The sequence below is a fragment of the Citrobacter amalonaticus genome (assembly GCF_037053465.1).
GTDB classification, from domain to species: Bacteria; Pseudomonadota; Gammaproteobacteria; order Enterobacterales; family Enterobacteriaceae; genus Citrobacter_A; species Citrobacter_A amalonaticus_H.
Genome location: NZ_JBALIF010000003.1, coordinates 373,986 through 391,007, shown reverse-complemented (window position 1 = coordinate 391,007; position 17,022 = coordinate 373,986). Strand labels below are relative to the sequence as shown.

Here is a 17,022-nt window from a genome sequence, read left to right as displayed (position 1 = left end):
CTCAGCAACTGTCCCGCACGCAAAGGCTGGAAGCGATCTGTTTTTGATCGCTCCAGTTGCCATCGTCAAATCGCGCCAGTAACGCCCGTCCGGCTTCAATACCAATCTTACGATGCGGAACGGTCATTGTGGTTAACGGTGGCTGACAGACCTTACTCACATCACTACCGCCAAATCCGACGACCGCCAGATCGTCAGGGACTTTGATTCGCCGCCGTTGACACTCATAGAGTACGCCACAGGCCAGTTCATCTGAAACGCAGACCAGCGCATCCAGTTCAGGCCAGGCGAGAAGAAACTCCGGAAGCTGTGAGGCGCCGGTAGAAAAATTAGGTGGCAGAGCGGCATTAATCACCCGATTCGGTGACATGTGATGACGCAACATCGCCTTATACCAACCCTGCAGGTGCTGCTGAAAAATCCACTGCTCCTGATTGGCGCACAACAGCCCAATATTCTGGTAGCCGCGCTGAATCAGCATGTCCGTCAATTCAAACATGGCTGCGACGTTATCAATTCCGATATTCATATCAATCGGGTCGGCACGAATGGCCCCCATCTCCATCACCGGAATGGAAGCATTCTTTAGCCAGTGTCGTACGGTATCGCTGTGCTCAACGCTAAGCAGGATCGCGGCGGCAATATTGGAAGCCAGCAGCGTTTCCAGCAGTTTTTCTTCCTGTTCAAGCCGATGGCTGGATTCCGCCAGCATGATCTGGTATCCGGCGGGTTGCAGTATTTCCTGCAGCCCGGCGAACATTTCTGAACAGCCCGCCTCAGTCAGGTTTGGCACCACCATGGCAATGGTACGAGATGAGGCTGATGCCAGTGCGCTTGCCGCGAGATTAGGCATATAGCCAAGTTCATGAACGGCGGCTTCGATTTTTTCTCTGAGTTTATCGGAAACCTGTTCTGGAGTGCGTAATGCACGTGAGACGGTCATGGTGCCAACACCGGCAAGCTGAGCGACATCCGCGATGGTCACTTTACCTGTACTACGTCGTTTTCGGGTTAGAGACATACACTTTCCTGCGCCATTACAACCAGTTGAGGTGCTTTTTATTGTCAGTCTTCACTTCACGTAAAGGGGAGTATACCCCTGAAAGCTATATTTTTGCTGTGATTTCACACGGTAATAGGATTTTGATAGCGCTATCACATATCTGAACGATAACCTTTGATAGCGCTATCTTTGTGATTCAGATCGCTGATAAGGTTTCAGGGGTTGAATAAAGTTTGCCCACATTGAGCAAAAAAATAAGGGGGAGCAGTGCTTAAAACCTGGTTAACGGACGCAACCATTCAACTGCGTGAGCGCGTTGAGGACTGGCAACAGGCACTGGCGCTGTGTGCAGAGCCATTGCTTAATGCGGATGTCATTACACCTGAATATGTCACCGCGATTATCGGGCAGCATCATAAACTGGGCCCGTACTATGTATTGGCGCCGGGTCTGGCAATGCCTCATGCGAGACCGGAAGAGGGGGCAAAAGCGTTAGGACTCTCCTTGTTAAAACTGGAGCGCGGGGTTTCATTTGGCGCAGGGGAATTTGATCCGATTGATATCATTATTATGTTGGCTGCGCCTGACAAACATAGCCATATTGCAATGATTTCTGCGCTCGCGGAATTATTCTCCAGTGACGACGATCTGGAAAAATTACATCAGGCAGCAACGCTGGAGGAAATTAAAAACCTTATTTCACGCTTCTGATTTACGTCAGCACTGCATTCTTTAAAACATTACGCGCAAGCGTGATGCGGCCGTACTCTACTTAAAAAAGGTGATAGTAATGAAAATTATGGCTATTTGTGGTTCCGGTCTGGGCAGCAGTTTTATGGTCGAAATGAATATCAAAAAGGTACTCAAAAAACTGAATATTGAGGCTGATGTCGAGCATTCCGATCTCTCTTCAGCCACACCCGGTGCCGCCGATTTGTTTGTCATGGCAAAAGATATCGCCGCCAGCGCCAGCGTGCCGGAAACACAGCTGGTGGTTATTAATAACATCATAGATATCAATGAACTCGAAGCGCAATTACGTGCGTGGTTCGATAAACAATAACTAAACATGTACGCATAGATTCAAACTGCATAGCTACAGTTTGCTGTTCAATGTGCATAAAGCGAGGTGGATATGTTTATCCTTGAAACGCTGAATTTTGTTGTTGATATTCTTAAAGTGCCTTCTGTACTGGTCGGTTTAATTGCGTTAATTGGTCTGGTGGCGCAAAAAAAATCGTTTTCCGATGTTGTCAAAGGGACGATTAAAACCATCCTGGGGTTTATTGTTCTCGGCGGCGGTGCGACCGTGCTGGTGGGGTCGTTAAATCCTCTGGGGGGAATGTTTGAACATGCTTTTAATATCCAGGGGATTATCCCCAATAACGAAGCGATTGTCTCAATAGCGCTGGAAAAATACGGTGCCTCTACTGCACTGATTATGGCGTTCGGCATGGTAGCGAATATTATTGTCGCTCGCTTCACGCGCCTGAAGTATATATTCCTGACCGGGCATCACACGTTTTATATGGCCTGCATGATCGGCGTCATTCTGACTGTGGCAGGGTTTGACGGTATCGGTCTGGTCTTTACGGGGTCGCTGATTCTGGGCCTGGTGATGGCCTTTTTCCCCGCACTGGCGCAGCGCTACATGCGGCGTATAACCGGAAATGATGAGATTGCGTTTGGTCACTTCGGCACGCTCGGCTATGTGCTGTCCGGCTGGATCGGCAGCGTTTGCGGCAAAGGTTCCCGTTCCACGGAGGAGATGAACTTACCGAAGAATTTAAGTTTCCTGCGTGACAGTTCGATCTCAATTTCTCTGACCATGATGATCATCTATTTAATTATGGCGATAAGCGCAGGCCGGGAATATGTCGAAAGTACCTTCAGTGGCGGCCAGAACTATCTGGTTTACGCCATCATCATGGCGATTACCTTTGCCGCCGGGGTGTTCATCATTCTGCAAGGGGTGCGTCTGATTCTGGCGGAAATCGTCCCGGCGTTCACCGGATTCTCTGAAAAACTGGTCCCGAATGCGCGCCCGGCGCTCGACTGCCCGGTGGTCTATCCCTATGCGCCCAATGCCGTGCTGATAGGCTTTCTGTTCAGTTTCCTCGGCGGTCTGGTTGGGCTGTTCCTGCTTGGGCAAATGAAACTGGTTCTGATTCTGCCGGGCGTAGTGCCGCACTTTTTCACCGGTGCGACTGCGGGGGTATTTGGTAATGCTACTGGCGGGCGTCGTGGGGCGATGATTGGAGCTTTTGCTAATGGTCTGTTGATCACCTTCCTGCCCGTGCTGCTCCTGCCCGTTCTGGGAGCCATTGGCTTTGCCAATACTACTTTCTCGGATGCCGATTTCGGCGCAATTGGTATCGTGCTCGGTAACCTTGCTCGCTATCTGTCACCTGTTGCCATCACAGGGCTGGTGGTGGCGTTATTCGCGCTGTTAGTGGCCTGGAATGTGTTTGCCAAAGGTAAATCAGCCACGAAACATGCAGAGGAAAAAAATGGAGCCAAATCATGAATGTGAATGAAGTCACTCAACTGGCGCGTGACATTCGCGTGGCGACGTTAAGGTCGCTGATGAATTTAGGTTTTGGTCACTTTGGTGGCTGTATGTCCGTGGTGGAAACGCTGGCGGTGTTGTACGGGGCGGTAATGAAGATAGACCCGGCCGATCCGGACTGGCCGGAGCGTGATTATTTCGTGCTGTCGAAAGGCCATGCGGGACCGGCACTGTACAGCACCCTGGCCATCAAAGGTTATTTCCCGATGGAAGAGCTGAGCACGTTGAACCAGAACGGCACGCGTCTGCCAAGCCATCCGGACAGGCTTAAAACGCGCGGCGTGGATGCCACGACAGGCTCGCTGGGACAGGGGATATCTATCGCAGGCGGTATGGCGCTGTCGCATAAACTGGCGCAGCGTGCGAACCGGGTATTTTGCATCGTGGGTGACGGAGAACTCAATGAGGGCCAGTGCTGGGAAGCGTTCCAGTTTATTGCCCACCATCGCCTGAATAACCTGACGGTATTCGTGGACTGGAATAAACAACAACTGGATGGCGCGCTGGATGACATTATTCGCCCGTTCAGTCTTGAGGAAAAATTCCGGGCTTTTGGCTTTGAGGCCGTGACCGTCAAAGGTGATGACATTGCAGGGCTGCTGGCCGTAGTGCAACCGGTGCCGGAGGCGCAGGCGCGCCCACGCGTGGTTATTCTCGACAGCATCAAAGGTCAGGGGGTGCCGTATCTGGAGCAATTATCCAATTCCCATCACCTGCGTCTGACCGATGAGATGAAACAGGCTCTGAATGACGCCGTTCGCCAACTGGAGACAACGCATGATTAAGCTCGCACCCGAAGGACAAAAAGACAGCATCGAGATGCGCAAAGTGTATGCCGGATTTGTGGCAAAAGAAGTCGCTGCTGGCAGTCCGATTATTGCGCTGGAAGCGGACCTGATGAGCTCGATGGCGATGGATAGCGTGGCGCGGGAATATCCGCAACACGTGATAAATTGCGGCATCATGGAGGCGAATGTCATTGGCACCGCGGCAGGGGTGGCATTGACAGGACGCAAACCGTTTGTGCATACCTTCACGGCATTCGCCAGCCGCCGCTGTTTCGATCAGCTTTTCATGGCACTCGATTATCAGCGCAGTAACGTCAAAGTGATTGCCTCGGATGCGGGGGTGACGGCTTGTCATAACGGCGGGACACACATGTCTTTTGAAGATATGGGGATCGTTCGTGGACTGGCGCACTCCGTGGTACTGGAAGTAACTGATGCGGTCATGTTTGAAGACATCTTGCGCCAGTTGATTAATCTCGACGGATTCTACTGGGTGCGCACAATTCGTAAGCAGGCGCCGAGTGTGTATAGCACAGGTTCGACATTCACTATCGGCAAAGGGAACGTGCTGCGTGAAGGAAACGATATCACGCTGATCGCAAATGGGATTATGGTCGCTGAAGCACTGGAAGCCGCGCGCCAACTGGAGCGAACAGGTATCAGTACAGCGGTCATTGATATGTTCACCCTTAAACCCATCGATCGCATGCTGGTGAAAAACTACGCAGAGAAAACGGGGCGCATTGTGACCTGTGAAAACCACAGCATCCATAATGGACTGGGATCGGCGGTAGCAGAAGTCCTGGTCGAAACCTGCCCGGTGCCTATGCGTCGCGTTGGCGTTAAGGAGCGCTACGGTCAGGTGGGTACGCAGGATTTCTTACAGGAAGAATACGGGCTCACCGCTGCCGCCATTGTTGAAGCAGCGAAATCGTTGTTCTAAAAAAGGAGAAGCCGGATAAGCGCTAACGCCTGTCCGGCTTGCAAGACACTATCTTTGTAGGCCGGATAAGGCGCATTAGCGTCGCCATCCGGCAATGATCAGTGATAACCCATGAGCTGTGCGCCAATCACCACGATGCTGGACATAATAAACAGCAGCCCCAGCAGCGTCGCACCCACTTTAAGCCAGTTACGGAAATCTACCCGGCAGACGCCTAACGTCGCCATCAGTGATGCTGAGGTGGGATAGATGATATGGCTAAAGCCATCGCCAAACTGGAAAGCCAGAACGGTCACCTGACGGTTAACCCCCACCAGATCGCCAAGCGGCGCTAACAGCGGCATCGTCAGCGCGGCCTGGCCTGAGCCTGAGGTGACAAAGAAATTAAACACCGCCTGGAAGAGCAGCATAAACCATGCCGCAACGGCGTTATCCAGCCCGCTGATCCCGTTAGCAATACTGTGCAGCAACGTATTGAGCACGCTGGCTTCACCGGCTTCGCCATTCCCGACAAGCAATAAAATACCTTTCGCAAAACCGACCAGCAGGGCAGGGGCAATCATCATCCGCGCGCCTTCAGTGAATGACGACGCCATAATATTGACCGTCATCCCGTTGAGCCGGAAAACCACGGCGATAATGCCGATCACAAGGCCCATCGTGAAGAACTGGCTGGCAATTTCTGGAATAAACCAGGCATTGACGATCACGCCCCAGACAACCCAAACCATCACGCCGGTCAGCACCAGCAGTACCAGCCAGTCGCCGAGCGTAAAACGGCGTTCGACAACGTCATCCTGCTGCTCGCGAAAAAAGCGATCGGATTCATGAACGCGTGACAACAGAGGGTTCTTTTTCACCCGCGAGGCGTAAATCAGCGTGAAAATCAGCCCAATGAGCGTGGCAACAACCCACACCGCAATGCGCAAACCGGAGCCGGAGAGAACCGGAACGCCCGCAATTCCCTGTGCGACGACGACGCAGAATGGGTTCATCCACGAGCTGGCAAAGCCAATCTGTGTGGCGATATAGGTGACAAGTACAGTGGTGATGCTGTCATAGCCGAGCCTCACCATCAGTGGCGCGATGATGATCGCAAAGGCAACTGCCTCTTCCCCCATCCCGAAAACCGCACCACCCAATGAGAAGAGGATAAACAGCACCGGGATAAACAGGACTTCGTTTCCTTTGGTATGGCGGATTAGCGCCAGAATACCGTTATCGATGGTTCCCGTGCGCATAACGATGCCAAATGCGCCACCAATGACCAGCATAAACATAATGATACCGACGGCGGTACCAAATTTAGAACCGGAGGTGAGACCTTCGAACGGGAAGTTCATCAGGCCAGGGCTCTCGTCACCAGTGGTGAAGAACTTAACCGGGTGATACTGCTCTTCACCCGCGTCATTGGTCAGGATGCGGAATGAGTGAGGGTCGACGACTTTACGGGTTTTTGTCTGACCATCAACCTGGTACTGCACTTCCTGGCTGTCGAACATCCCGACAGGGACCACCCAGGTTGCGAGGCTGGTTAAAATAGCGACAAAGAAAATAATGACCAGCGTGTCGGGCATCGCCCATTTTTTGGCTGGTTGTGTTTCGGTTACGGCGGACATGAAAAGACAATCCCTGTTGCAAGGCAAAGAGGCTAAGTATGCAAACAGGCGAATGGTTATTCATTGATGCAGCGCAGCTAAGCAAATAAATCTACATTTCTGACAGGAAAATAAGAGAAATAAAAAATCCGGAAATAGTGGCTATTTCCGGATTTTGGCAGGGTTCATCAGAAACCCTGATAAAAGGGATTACTGCTGTTGGGAAGACTGAATCGCGGTCAGAGCGATGGTATAGACGATATCGTCAACCAGCGCGCCACGGGACAGGTCGTTCACCGGTTTACGCATACCCTGCAGCATCGGTCCGATGGAGATCAGATCGGCAGAGCGCTGTACCGCTTTGTAAGTGGTGTTACCGGTGTTCAGATCCGGGAAGATGAACACGGTAGCGCGACCGGCAACCGGCGAGTTCGGTGCTTTGGATTTTGCCACGTCAGCCATCACCGCCGCGTCGTACTGCAGCGGGCCGTCGATCATCAGGTCAGGACGTTTTTCCTGCGCCAGACGCGTCGCTTCACGCACTTTCTCTACGTCGCTACCTGCGCCAGAAGTCCCCGTTGAGTAGGAGAGCATCGCAACACGCGGTTCGATGCCGAAGGCAATCGCGGACTCAGCGGACTGAATGGCTATCTCTGCCAGTTGTTCTGCAGTCGGATCCGGGTTGATCGCACAGTCACCATAAACGTAAACCTGTTCCGGCAACAGCATGAAGAACACAGAAGAAACCAGCGAGCTGCCCGGCGCCGTTTTGATCAACTGCAGCGGCGGACGAATGGTGTTCGCTGTCGTGTGAACCGCACCAGAAACCAGACCGTCGACTTCGTCTTGTTCCAGCATCAGCGTACCGAGAACCACGTTGTCTTCCAGCTGTTCGCGGGCGACGGTTTCGGTCATGCCTTTGCTCTTACGCAGTTCAACCAGACGAGCAACATAACTTTCGCGAACCACTTCCGGGTCAACGATTTCGATGCCAGCGCCCAGTTCAACACCCTGAGAAGCCGCCACACGGTTGATCTCTTCCGGGTTACCCAACAGCACACAGGTTGCGATACCACGTTCAGCACAGATAGCTGCCGCTTTCACGGTACGCGGTTCGTCGCCTTCCGGCAGGACAACACGTTTACCGGCTTTACGCGCCAGTTCAGTCAGTTGATAGCGGAATGCTGGCGGAGAGAGACGACGGCTACGTTCAGAGGTCGCGGTCAGCGACTCAATCCAGTCAGCGTTGATGTAGTTCGCAACGTATTCCTGAACTTTCTCAATGCGCTCGTGATCGTCAACCGGGACTTCCAGGTTGAAGCTCTGCAGGCTCAGAGAGGTCTGCCAGGTGTTGGTATTGACCATGAATACCGGCAGGCCAGTCGCGAAGGCGCGTTCGCACAGTTTAGAGATGCGAGCGTCCATTTCGTAGCCACCGGTCAGCAGCAGGGCACCGATTTCCACGCCGTTCATCGCCGCGAGGCATGCTGCAACCAGCACGTCCGGACGGTCAGCAGAGGTAACCAGCAGGGAGCCAGCACGGAAGTGTTCCAGCATGTGTGGGATACTGCGCGCGCAGAAGGTTACAGACTTCACGCGACGGGTGTTGATATCGCCCTCGTTAACGATGGTGGCGTTCAGGTGACGCGCCATATCGATTGCACGGGTCGCGATCAGATCAAAGCTCCACGGCACGGCGCCCAGAACCGGCAGCGGACTGCTTGCGCTGAGCTGAGCCGGATCGATTTTAACGATCTGTGCTTTGGAGGAGTCGTCGAAAATCTCGGACAGATCCGGGCGAGTACGGCCTTGATCATCAACCGGGGCGTTCAGTTTGTTAACGATGACGCCGGTGATGTTGGTATTTTTCGCACCGCCAAAGCTGCTGCGAGTCAGTTCGATACGCTCGTTCAACTGTTCCGGGGTATCAGTACCCTGAGACATCACGAACACGATTTCCGCATTCAGCGTTTTCGCGATTTCGTAGTTCAGAGACTGCGCGAACTGGTGTTTACGGGTCGGGACCAGGCCCTCAACCAGTACCACTTCCGCGTCTTTGGTGTTCGCGTGGTAGTTCGCGATGATCTCTTCCATCAGCACATCTTTCTGGTTGCTGGACAGCAGAGATTCAACGTGGCTCATCTTCAGCGGTTCAGCCGTCGTCACAGAGGAGTTTGCACGAACGATTGTGGTGGTCTGGTCTGGAGCATCGCCACCCGCGCGCGGCTGAGCGATTGGCTTAAAGACGCTCAGACGAACGCCTTTGCGTTCCATAGCACGGATTACGCCAAGGCTGACGCTGGTCAGGCCGACGCTGGTTCCGGTAGGGATCAGCATAATAATACGGGACACGGTTTATCCTCTTTCGTTACCGCAATTAAGCGGGTTACAAAACAGCACCGCCAGCTAAGCTGGCGGTGTGAAATCAGGCAGTCAGACGGCTCGCGTCTTGCGCGATAACCAGTTCTTCGTTGGTTGGGATCACCACCGCAGGACGGGTACCTTCTTTGTTGATAAAACCTGATTTGCCGAAACGCGCAGCCAGGTTACGTTCATGATCAACTTCAAAGCCCAGCACGCCCAGTTTGCCCAGGGACAGCTCGCGAACCATCGCTGCGTTTTCACCAATACCGCCGGTGAAGACAACAGCATCCAGACGACCATCCATCAGTGCAGTGTAGGAGCCGATGTATTTCGCCAGACGATGGCAGTAAACGTCCATTGCACGTTTAGCATCTTCTTTGGTGGTGTAGTTGTCTTCGACATAGCGGCAGTCGCTGGTGACTTCAGTCAGACCCAGCAGACCGGACTCTTTGGTGAGCATCTTGTTGATCTGATCAACGCTCATACCCAGCGTGTCGTGCAGGTGGAAAATGATCGCCGGGTCGATATCACCAGAACGGGTACCCATCACCAGACCTTCCAGCGGAGTCAGACCCATGGAGGTATCAACACATTTACCGTTACGGATAGCAGAAACAGAACCCCCGTTACCCAGGTGGCAGGTGATGATGTTCAGTTCTTCTACCGGTTTGTTCAGCATTTTTGCCGCTTCCTGAGTGACGAAGAAGTGGCTGGTGCCGTGTGCGCCGTAACGACGGACACCGTGTTCTTTGTACAGGCTATATGGCAGGGCGTAGAGGTAAGACTCTTCCGGCATGGTCTGATGGAACGCGGTATCAAATACAGCCACGTTTTTATCTTTCAACTGCGGGAAAGATTTCAGCGCTTCGGCGATACCAATCAGGTGAGCCGGATTGTGCAGCGGTGCAAAAGAGGCGGAATCTTTGATGCCCTGAATAACAGAGTCATCAATAACCACGGAGCTGGTATACTTCTCGCCGCCGTGTACGATACGGTGACCGATTGCAGTCAACTGCGCAGACAGTTCTGGTTTTTGTGCCAGAATAGTATTAACGATAAAGTTCAGCGCTTCACTGTGAGCGGCGCCTGCGCCTAAAGCCGCTTCTTGTTTACCGCCGTCCATTTTCCATTTGATACGTGCTTCTGGGAGATGGAAACATTCGGCTAAACCAGAAAGGTACTCTTCACCATTAACTGCATCGATGATTGCAAATTTCAGTGAGGAGCTACCGCAGTTCAGAACCAGTACTAACTTACTCGACATGGAAGTACCTATTATTGATACGTGGCTAAAAAAACGTCAGGGAGCCATAGAGCGTAGCGCAGTGTGACGCTGACATTTATGATTAACATCATGCGCGATTGTCTTTTTTGGCATGATGGAAGAAATACCTTTGAGTCTACGCCATTTTGCGTATTTTTCAGCCAATGGCATACTATATGTGAATTTGACGACTCAATGATTTTGGACTACAGGCCATTTTCAGGCCGCTACAGGATACCTGATAGTGGGTATCAATGACAAAATGTTTTGAACGTTGCCCCACACAGTTGTTGTTTTGCACAATTTTTTGAATTTTTATATGTGAAGTTGAGGTAAGCCATGTCGATGCCGGAAAATCGCTCCGTAAATTTTTTTAGCCTGTTTCGCCGGGGGCAGCATTATTCGAAGACGTGGCCTATGGAAAAGCGCCTTGCGCCCGTCTTTGTAGAGAATCGCGTGATCCGTATGACACGCTACGCTACCCGTTTTATGCCGCCAATAGCCGTTTTTACGCTGTGCTGGCAGATTGCGCTGGGCGGCCAGTTAGGGCCAGCCGTGGCCACCGCGCTGTTTGCGCTTAGTTTGCCGATGCAGGGATTGTGGTGGCTGGGAAAACGTTCCATAACGCCATTGCCGCCTTCCATTCTGAACTGGTTTTATGAAGTCAGAGGAAAATTGCAGGAGGCCGGGCAGGCGCTGGCGCCGGTGGAAGGCAAGCCGGATTACCAGGCGTTAGCTGACACGCTTAAGCGCGCCTTCAAACAACTGGATAAAACTTTCCTTGATGATTTGTAATTGACCCCGGATTACGCATATAAAAGAAGGCATATTGATGCCTTCTTTTTTTTCACTTTTTTCACCGTAGTAGAGTGATACAGGAGTCCCAAATGGAAATGACCAATGCTCAACGTCTGATTTTGTCTAACCAGTACAAAATGATGACGATGCTCGATCCCACTAACGCCGAACGCTATCGCCGTCTGCAGACGATCATAGAACGCGGTTACGGTCTGCAAATGCGCGAGCTGGATCGGGAATTTGGTGAGTTAAAAGAGGAAACCTGTCGTACGGTTATCGACATTATGGAGATGTATCATGCCCTGCATGTCTCATGGGCCAACCTGAAAGATGCGCAAAGTATTGATGAGCGTCGGGTGACCTTTCTGGGCTTTGACGCGGCAACGGAAGCGCGTTACCTCGGCTATGTTCGCTTTATGGTGAACGTTGAAGGCCGCTATACCCATTTCGATGCCGGCACTCACGGCTTCAACGCGCAAACCCCAATGTGGGAAAAATATCAGCGCATGCTGAGCGTCTGGCATGCATGCCCACGTCAGTATCATCTGAGCGCCAATGAAATTAACCAAATCATCAATGCCTGAGGAGGTGAACGTGCAGTGCAAAGGCTTTCTGTTTGATCTTGACGGGACACTGGTTGACTCCTTACCTGCAGTGGAACGCGCGTGGTGCAACTGGGCCGATCGTTTTGGGCTGGCGCATGATGAGGTCCTGAATTTCATCCATGGCAAGCAGGCGATCACCTCTTTGCGTCATTTCATGGCGGGCAAGTCTGAGTCGGATATTGCAGCGGAGTTTACGCGTCTGGAGCAGACAGAAGCGACGGAGACCGAGGGGATCACCGCGTTGCCCGGTGCTGTTGCGCTGCTTAACCACCTCAATAAATCAGGGATCCCATGGGCGATTGTGACATCTGGCTCCATGCCCGTGGCGCGGGCGCGTCATCAGGTGGCCGGTCTGCCTGCACCTGAAGTGTTTGTTACCGCTGAGCGTGTCAAACGGGGCAAACCTGAACCCGATGCTTATCTCCTTGGGGCGCAACTGCTTGGCTTATCTCCCCATGAGTGTGTGGTTGTGGAGGATGCGCCGGCCGGTATACTTTCGGGATTAGCCGCCGGGTGCCACGTTATCGCGGTGAATGCTCCAGCGGACACGCCGCGTCTGGGCGAAGTTGATTTTGCCCTGACCAGTCTGGAGCAGCTTTCCGTGACCAAGAAGCCGAACGGTGATGTGGTCGTATTAAGTCATACCTGATCATGATTTAGCCCCGACAATCCGGGGCTTTTTTATGGCAGAATCTTTCCATCTTCTCATCTGACAAGGATAGGTTGTGAACGGTGAATTGATCTGGGTTCTTTCGTTGTTGGCGATTGCCGTTGTTTTGTTTGCGACAGGCAGAGTGCGTATGGACGCGGTAGCTCTGTTTATCATTGTGGCCTTTGTTCTGAGTGGAACATTGAGCCTTACCGAAGCGTTTTCTGGCTTCAGCGACCCTAACGTTGTGCTAATTGCCGCGCTGTTTATTATCGGCGATGGGCTGGTGCGGACCGGTGTTGCCACCGTGATGGGCTCCTGGCTGGTGAAAATGGCAGGCAGCAGTGAAATCAAAATGCTCGTTCTGCTGATGCTGACGGTTGCCGGACTGGGCGCATTCATGAGTTCGACAGGGGTCGTCGCTATCTTTATCCCCGTGGTATTAAGCGTTTCTATGCGGATGCAGACGTCGCCATCGCGTCTGATGATGCCGCTGAGTTTTGCGGGCCTGATAAGCGGCATGATGACGCTGGTGGCGACGCCGCCAAACCTGGTGGTTAACAGTGAACTGCTGCGCGAAGGCTATGCTGGCTTCAGTTTTTTTAGCGTAACGCCGATTGGTTTAGTGGTTCTGGTTCTGGGTATTGTCTACATGCTGCTGATGCGCTTTATGCTCAAAGGCGACAATCAGCTTCAACAGCGGGACGGCTGGAAGCGCCGTACCTTTCGCGATCTCATTAAAGAATATCGCCTGACCGGACGTGCGCGTCGCCTGGCGATTCGGCCCGGTTCACCCATGATCGGGCAACGTCTCGACGATCTTAAACTGCGTGAACGTTACGGTGCCAACGTGATTGGCGTTGAGCGCTGGCGGCGTTTTCGGCGAGTGATAGTGAATGTCAACGGGGTGTCTGAATTCCGTGCGCGTGACGTTTTGCTGATTGATATGTCGGCCGCTGATGTTGATCTCCGTGAATTCTGTAGTGAGCAACTGCTGGAGCCGATGGTGCTGCGCGGGGAGTATTTCTCTGACCAGGCGCTGGATGTGGGGATGGCGGAAATCTCGCTGATCCCTGAGTCGGAACTGATTGGCAAGTCCGTGCGGGAGATAGGCTTTCGTACCCGGTACGGACTAAATGTGGTGGGGCTCAAACGCGATGGCGTGGCGATTGAAGGTTCGCTTGCTGACGAACCACTGCTGATGGGCGATATCATACTGGTCGTCGGAAACTGGAAGCTAATTGGTTTGCTGGCGAAGCAGGGGCGGGACTTTGTCGCGCTCAACCTTCCAGAAGAGGTGAGCGAGGCGTCTCCGGCGCACAGCCAGGCGCCACACGCCATTTTTTGTCTGGTTCTGATGGTCGCACTGATGCTGACCGATGAAATTCCCAATCCCGTCGCAGCAATCATCGCCTGTTTACTGATGGGGAAATTTCGCTGTATTGATGCCGAAAGCGCCTATAAAGCCATTCACTGGCCCAGTATTATTTTGATCGTCGGGATGATGCCTTTCGCGCTGGCATTGCAAAAAACAGGCGGCGTTGATTTGGTAGTGAAGGGGCTGATGGATGTTGGCGGCGGTTACGGACCGTATATGATGCTGGGGTGTCTGTTTGTGCTCTGTGCGACCATCGGTCTGTTTATCTCGAATACCGCGACGGCAGTATTGATGGCGCCTATTGCGCTGGCGGCGGCGAAGTCGATGGGCGTTTCCCCCTATCCGTTTGCGATGGTGATTGCCATGGCGGCCTCGGCGGCCTTTATGACGCCGGTGTCATCCCCGGTCAACACGCTGGTGTTAGGGCCAGGGAATTACAGCTTTAGCGATTTTATCAAGCTCGGCGTCCCGTTCACCATCATTGTGATGGGTGTGTGTGTGGTGATGATCCCCATGTTGTTCCCGTTCTGACCTGCTGCCCGGTGGCGCTGACGCTTACCGGGCCTACGAGACGTTCACATCACCATTCAGACATGATTGGATGCGACCTGTAGACCAGATAAGACGTTTTCGTCGCCATCCGGCAACATTGCTTACAATGGAGAATCCTGGCTAATTTCATCGAGAGACAGGTGGAAACTGGGGACGAAGACTTCCATAAAATAGTCCATCTCCGGGCTTCGGCGGGATTCCAGCGTTTTTTCCAGTCGCGTCTTCGCTAACAGGAATTCGTTATTTCCCGCCGACAACTCTTCCAGACATTTCAGATACGCGCACAGCGCATCGGCCTGTTTCACGATAGACTTTTCTTCTTCGCTATAAGCATGCTCATCAATCAGCGGCGCAAAAATATCCCGCAATTCATCGGGCACCATATCGACCAGTTTCTGCTGCGCGATTTTCTCGATGGCTTTATATTCCTGGGCAATTTGGGAATTGAAATATTTCACTGGCGTGGGGAGATCCCCGGTCAGCACTTCCGACGCATCGTGATACATCGCCAGTAGCGCAATGCGCTCGGCATTAACCTGGCCGGCGAATTTGCGATTTTTAATCGCGGCCAGTGCATGGGCAACCATCGCGACCTGGAGACTGTGCTCAGAGACGTTTTCAGTGCGCACATTGCGCATCAAAGGCCAGCGGTTAATGAGTTTGAGGCGGGAGAGGTGGGCAAAAAAATGGCTCTGCTTCATAGTGACCTTTTCATGATGACAACCTGGAGATCATTGTGCGCAGAGAAGGGCGCCGGATGCAAATACCGGCAGCCCGTTTCAGATTACACCTGATGATAACCCGACAGGAAGCGACCAAATTTGCTCAGCGACATTTCGATATCGTCAATGCGGGGCAGGGTGACGATACGCACATGATCCGGCCATGGCCAGTTAAATGCTGTCCCCTGAACCAGCAGCACTTTTTCCTGCAACAGGAAATCGAGCACCATTTTCTGGTCGTCGTGAATGTTGAAGCGTTTAGCATCAATTTTCGGGAACATATACAACGCACCGCGCGGTTTTACGCAGGATACGCCCGGAATATCGTTAATTAATTCCCAGGCCCGATTACGCTGCTCATAGAGACGACCGCCAGGCATGATGAATTCGTTGATGCTCTGGTAACCACCGAGTGCAGTTTGAATGGCATGCTGAGCCGGGACGTTAGCGCAAAGACGCATTGATGCCAGCATTTCCAGCCCTTCGATATAGCCTTTCGCATGCTTCTTCGGACCGTTAAGCACCATCCAGCCCTGGCGGAAACCGGCGACGCGGTAGGTTTTAGACAGACCATTAAAGGTAATGGTCAGCAGATCCGGCGCCATCGCTGCGATCGAGTGGTGTTCAGCATCGTCGTAAAGGATTTTGTCGTAAATCTCATCGGCATAAATGATGAGGTTGTTTTGACGTGCGATCTCGACGATCTCCATCAGCAACTCTTTGGAGTAAACCGCACCGGTCGGGTTGTTCGGGTTGATGATGACAATCCCACGGGTCCGTGGGGTAATTTTGGCACGGATATCATCAAGGTCCGGGAACCAGTCGGATGATTCATCGCAAAGGTAGTGTACTGGATTCCCGCCAGAAAGCGCGACCGCCGCCGTCCATAAAGGATAGTCAGGCGCGGGTACCAGCATTTCGTCCCCGCTGTTCAGCAATGCCTGCATCGCCTGTACGATAAGCTCAGAAACACCATTGCCGATATAAATATCTTCAACTGTCACGTCACGCATACCACGCGCCTGATAGTGTTGCATGATTGCTTTACGTGCAGAGTAAAGGCCTTTTGAATCGGAATAGCCCTGCGCGGTGGGGAGATTTCGGATGACGTCGACCAGAATCTCGTCAGGGGCCTCAAAACCAAAGGGAGCGGGGTTGCCAATGTTCAGTTTCAGAACCTTATTGCCTTCTTCTTCAAGGCGTTTAGCTTCTTTTAAAACCGGACCGCGGATGTCATAACAGACGTTATCTAATTTGCTGGATTTTTCAATAGGGGACATGAACCTTGACCTTTAAACTGTGAACACCACTCCCTGCCGTGGAAGTTTGCATGGAACAATGTACTCTCCCAACGGGGCATTTTGAAGGGTTTACAGAAGAAGATTTTGCTAAATTGTGAACTGCTATTGTGCTGTTTTTGACGTTTTTTGGCTTTTTACTTAGTGATAAATGTATTGTTTTGTTGTTTTATAAGAATAATATTTTGGTTTTATCGCTTCGTTGTGGTCGATTCTCTCGATGAGGAGGGGGCGGCAACAGTGAAATTGAACGCGGAAAATCAGCCATAATTTAATAGTTCGTTAATACTGAAAAATTGTCTTCCACAGGTGTTATCGGGATGTGCCTGACACTTTGCGGTGTGAATCTAATGTTAAGCAGGGTTTATGAATAGACTCAGTTCTAATTAATTATTATTTAATATTTAAAAAGGCTTTACGTTAAGCATTAATAATAGCGGATTTACTTGAGGAAGATAACAAATCTTTGCATCAGATTATTCGCATTAAGA

General features: G+C 52.1%; 15 protein-coding genes. 9 read left to right on the top strand and 6 right to left on the bottom strand.

Annotated elements, in window-relative coordinates; translation table 11 throughout:
• Position 1: 1 nt before the first annotated feature.
• Positions 2-1,021, bottom strand: a complete 1,020-nt coding sequence (locus WB371_RS07335; protein WP_336219422.1) for a LacI family DNA-binding transcriptional regulator — start codon at positions 1,019-1,021, stop codon at positions 2-4.
• Between the two features lie 249 nt (positions 1,022-1,270).
• On the opposite strand from WB371_RS07335, the gene WB371_RS07330 reads away from it, so the two are divergent.
• The 5 genes from WB371_RS07330 (at position 1,271) to WB371_RS07310 (ending at position 5,303) form a co-directional block, all read left to right on the top strand.
• Entirely contained in the window at positions 1,271-1,714 is a 444-nt protein-coding gene (locus WB371_RS07330; protein ID WP_336219421.1) for a PTS sugar transporter subunit IIA, read from the top strand.
• A 79-nt stretch (positions 1,715-1,793) separates the two neighbouring features.
• Positions 1,794-2,066 (top strand): PTS sugar transporter subunit IIB, encoded by a 273-nt coding sequence (locus WB371_RS07325; RefSeq protein ID WP_336219420.1) that lies wholly within the window; start codon positions 1,794-1,796, stop codon positions 2,064-2,066.
• 72 nt (positions 2,067-2,138) lie between these two features.
• Positions 2,139-3,530, top strand: a complete 1,392-nt coding sequence (locus WB371_RS07320; protein WP_336219419.1) for a PTS ascorbate transporter subunit IIC — start codon at positions 2,139-2,141, stop codon at positions 3,528-3,530.
• Positions 3,527-4,357, top strand: coding sequence for a transketolase (locus WB371_RS07315; protein ID WP_336219418.1), 831 nt, complete (start codon positions 3,527-3,529; stop codon positions 4,355-4,357). Before WB371_RS07320 ends, WB371_RS07315 begins: the two co-directional genes overlap by 4 nt.
• A complete protein-coding gene (locus WB371_RS07310) occupies positions 4,350-5,303 on the top strand; it encodes a transketolase family protein (RefSeq protein WP_336219417.1) in 954 nt (317 codons plus the stop codon). Before WB371_RS07315 ends, WB371_RS07310 begins: the two co-directional genes overlap by 8 nt.
• Before the next feature lie 98 nt (positions 5,304-5,401).
• Here WB371_RS07310 and yfcC read toward each other — a convergent pair whose 3' ends face one another.
• From yfcC to ackA, 3 genes are all read right to left on the bottom strand, one after another.
• On the bottom strand, positions 5,402-6,922 hold the full coding sequence (gene yfcC / locus WB371_RS07305) for a putative basic amino acid antiporter YfcC (protein WP_336219416.1): 1,521 nt from the start codon (positions 6,920-6,922) through the stop codon (positions 5,402-5,404).
• 189 nt (positions 6,923-7,111) lie between these two features.
• A complete protein-coding gene (gene pta, locus WB371_RS07300; protein WP_336219415.1) occupies positions 7,112-9,253 on the bottom strand; it encodes a phosphate acetyltransferase in 2,142 nt (713 codons plus the stop codon).
• A 73-nt stretch (positions 9,254-9,326) separates the two neighbouring features.
• Positions 9,327-10,529: an acetate kinase gene (gene ackA / locus WB371_RS07295; RefSeq protein ID WP_042317795.1), complete on the bottom strand. Its 1,203-nt coding sequence runs from the start codon at positions 10,527-10,529 to the stop codon at positions 9,327-9,329.
• Positions 10,530-10,868: 339 nt separating this feature from the next.
• Here ackA and yfbV point away from each other — a divergent pair, with 339 nt between their 5' ends.
• The 4 genes from yfbV (at position 10,869) to WB371_RS07275 (ending at position 14,490) form a co-directional block, all read left to right on the top strand.
• Entirely contained in the window at positions 10,869-11,324 is a 456-nt protein-coding gene (gene yfbV / locus WB371_RS07290; RefSeq protein ID WP_336219414.1) for a terminus macrodomain insulation protein YfbV, read from the top strand.
• A gap of 92 nt (positions 11,325-11,416) precedes the next feature.
• The gene (locus WB371_RS07285) at positions 11,417-11,911 is read left to right on the top strand and encodes a YfbU family protein (protein WP_336219413.1); all 495 of its coding nucleotides are present in this window, start codon (positions 11,417-11,419) and stop codon (positions 11,909-11,911) included.
• Entirely contained in the window at positions 11,904-12,581 is a 678-nt protein-coding gene (locus WB371_RS07280) for a sugar phosphatase (protein WP_336219500.1), read from the top strand. The genes WB371_RS07285 and WB371_RS07280 overlap by 8 nt, the downstream gene beginning before the upstream one ends.
• Positions 12,582-12,657: 76 nt before the next feature.
• Complete coding sequence (locus WB371_RS07275; RefSeq protein ID WP_336219412.1) at positions 12,658-14,490, top strand: SLC13 family permease; 1,833 nt, start codon at positions 12,658-12,660, stop codon at positions 14,488-14,490.
• A 122-nt stretch (positions 14,491-14,612) separates the two neighbouring features.
• Here WB371_RS07275 and yfbR read toward each other — a convergent pair whose 3' ends face one another.
• Both yfbR and alaA read right to left on the bottom strand, forming a co-directional pair.
• On the bottom strand, positions 14,613-15,212 hold the full coding sequence (gene yfbR, locus WB371_RS07270) for a 5'-deoxynucleotidase (RefSeq protein ID WP_042317802.1): 600 nt from the start codon (positions 15,210-15,212) through the stop codon (positions 14,613-14,615).
• A gap of 83 nt (positions 15,213-15,295) precedes the next feature.
• Positions 15,296-16,513: an alanine transaminase AlaA gene (alaA, locus tag WB371_RS07265; RefSeq protein ID WP_336219411.1), complete on the bottom strand. Its 1,218-nt coding sequence runs from the start codon at positions 16,511-16,513 to the stop codon at positions 15,296-15,298.
• Positions 16,514-17,022 lie beyond the last annotated feature (509 nt).

Excerpts from the sequence above, each read along its gene's own strand:
- yfbR (WP_042317802.1), bottom strand. The coding sequence starts at position 15,212 with ATGAAGCAGAGCCATTTTTTTGCCCACCTCTCCCGCCTCAAACTCATT.
- WB371_RS07335 (WP_336219422.1), bottom strand. The coding sequence starts at position 1,021 with ATGTCTCTAACCCGAAAACGACGTAGTACAGGTAAAGTGACCATCGCG.
- WB371_RS07315 (WP_336219418.1), top strand. The coding sequence starts at position 3,527 with ATGAATGTGAATGAAGTCACTCAACTGGCGCGTGACATTCGCGTGGCG.
- WB371_RS07285 (WP_336219413.1), top strand. The coding sequence starts at position 11,417 with ATGGAAATGACCAATGCTCAACGTCTGATTTTGTCTAACCAGTACAAA.
- WB371_RS07280 (WP_336219500.1), top strand. The coding sequence starts at position 11,904 with ATGCCTGAGGAGGTGAACGTGCAGTGCAAAGGCTTTCTGTTTGATCTT.
- WB371_RS07310 (WP_336219417.1), top strand. The coding sequence starts at position 4,350 with ATGATTAAGCTCGCACCCGAAGGACAAAAAGACAGCATCGAGATGCGC.
- WB371_RS07325 (WP_336219420.1), top strand. The coding sequence starts at position 1,794 with ATGAAAATTATGGCTATTTGTGGTTCCGGTCTGGGCAGCAGTTTTATG.
- alaA (WP_336219411.1), bottom strand. The coding sequence starts at position 16,513 with ATGTCCCCTATTGAAAAATCCAGCAAATTAGATAACGTCTGTTATGAC.
- yfbV (WP_336219414.1), top strand. The coding sequence starts at position 10,869 with ATGTCGATGCCGGAAAATCGCTCCGTAAATTTTTTTAGCCTGTTTCGC.
- yfcC (WP_336219416.1), bottom strand. The coding sequence starts at position 6,922 with ATGTCCGCCGTAACCGAAACACAACCAGCCAAAAAATGGGCGATGCCC.
- ackA (WP_042317795.1), bottom strand. The coding sequence starts at position 10,529 with ATGTCGAGTAAGTTAGTACTGGTTCTGAACTGCGGTAGCTCCTCACTG.
- WB371_RS07320 (WP_336219419.1), top strand. The coding sequence starts at position 2,139 with ATGTTTATCCTTGAAACGCTGAATTTTGTTGTTGATATTCTTAAAGTG.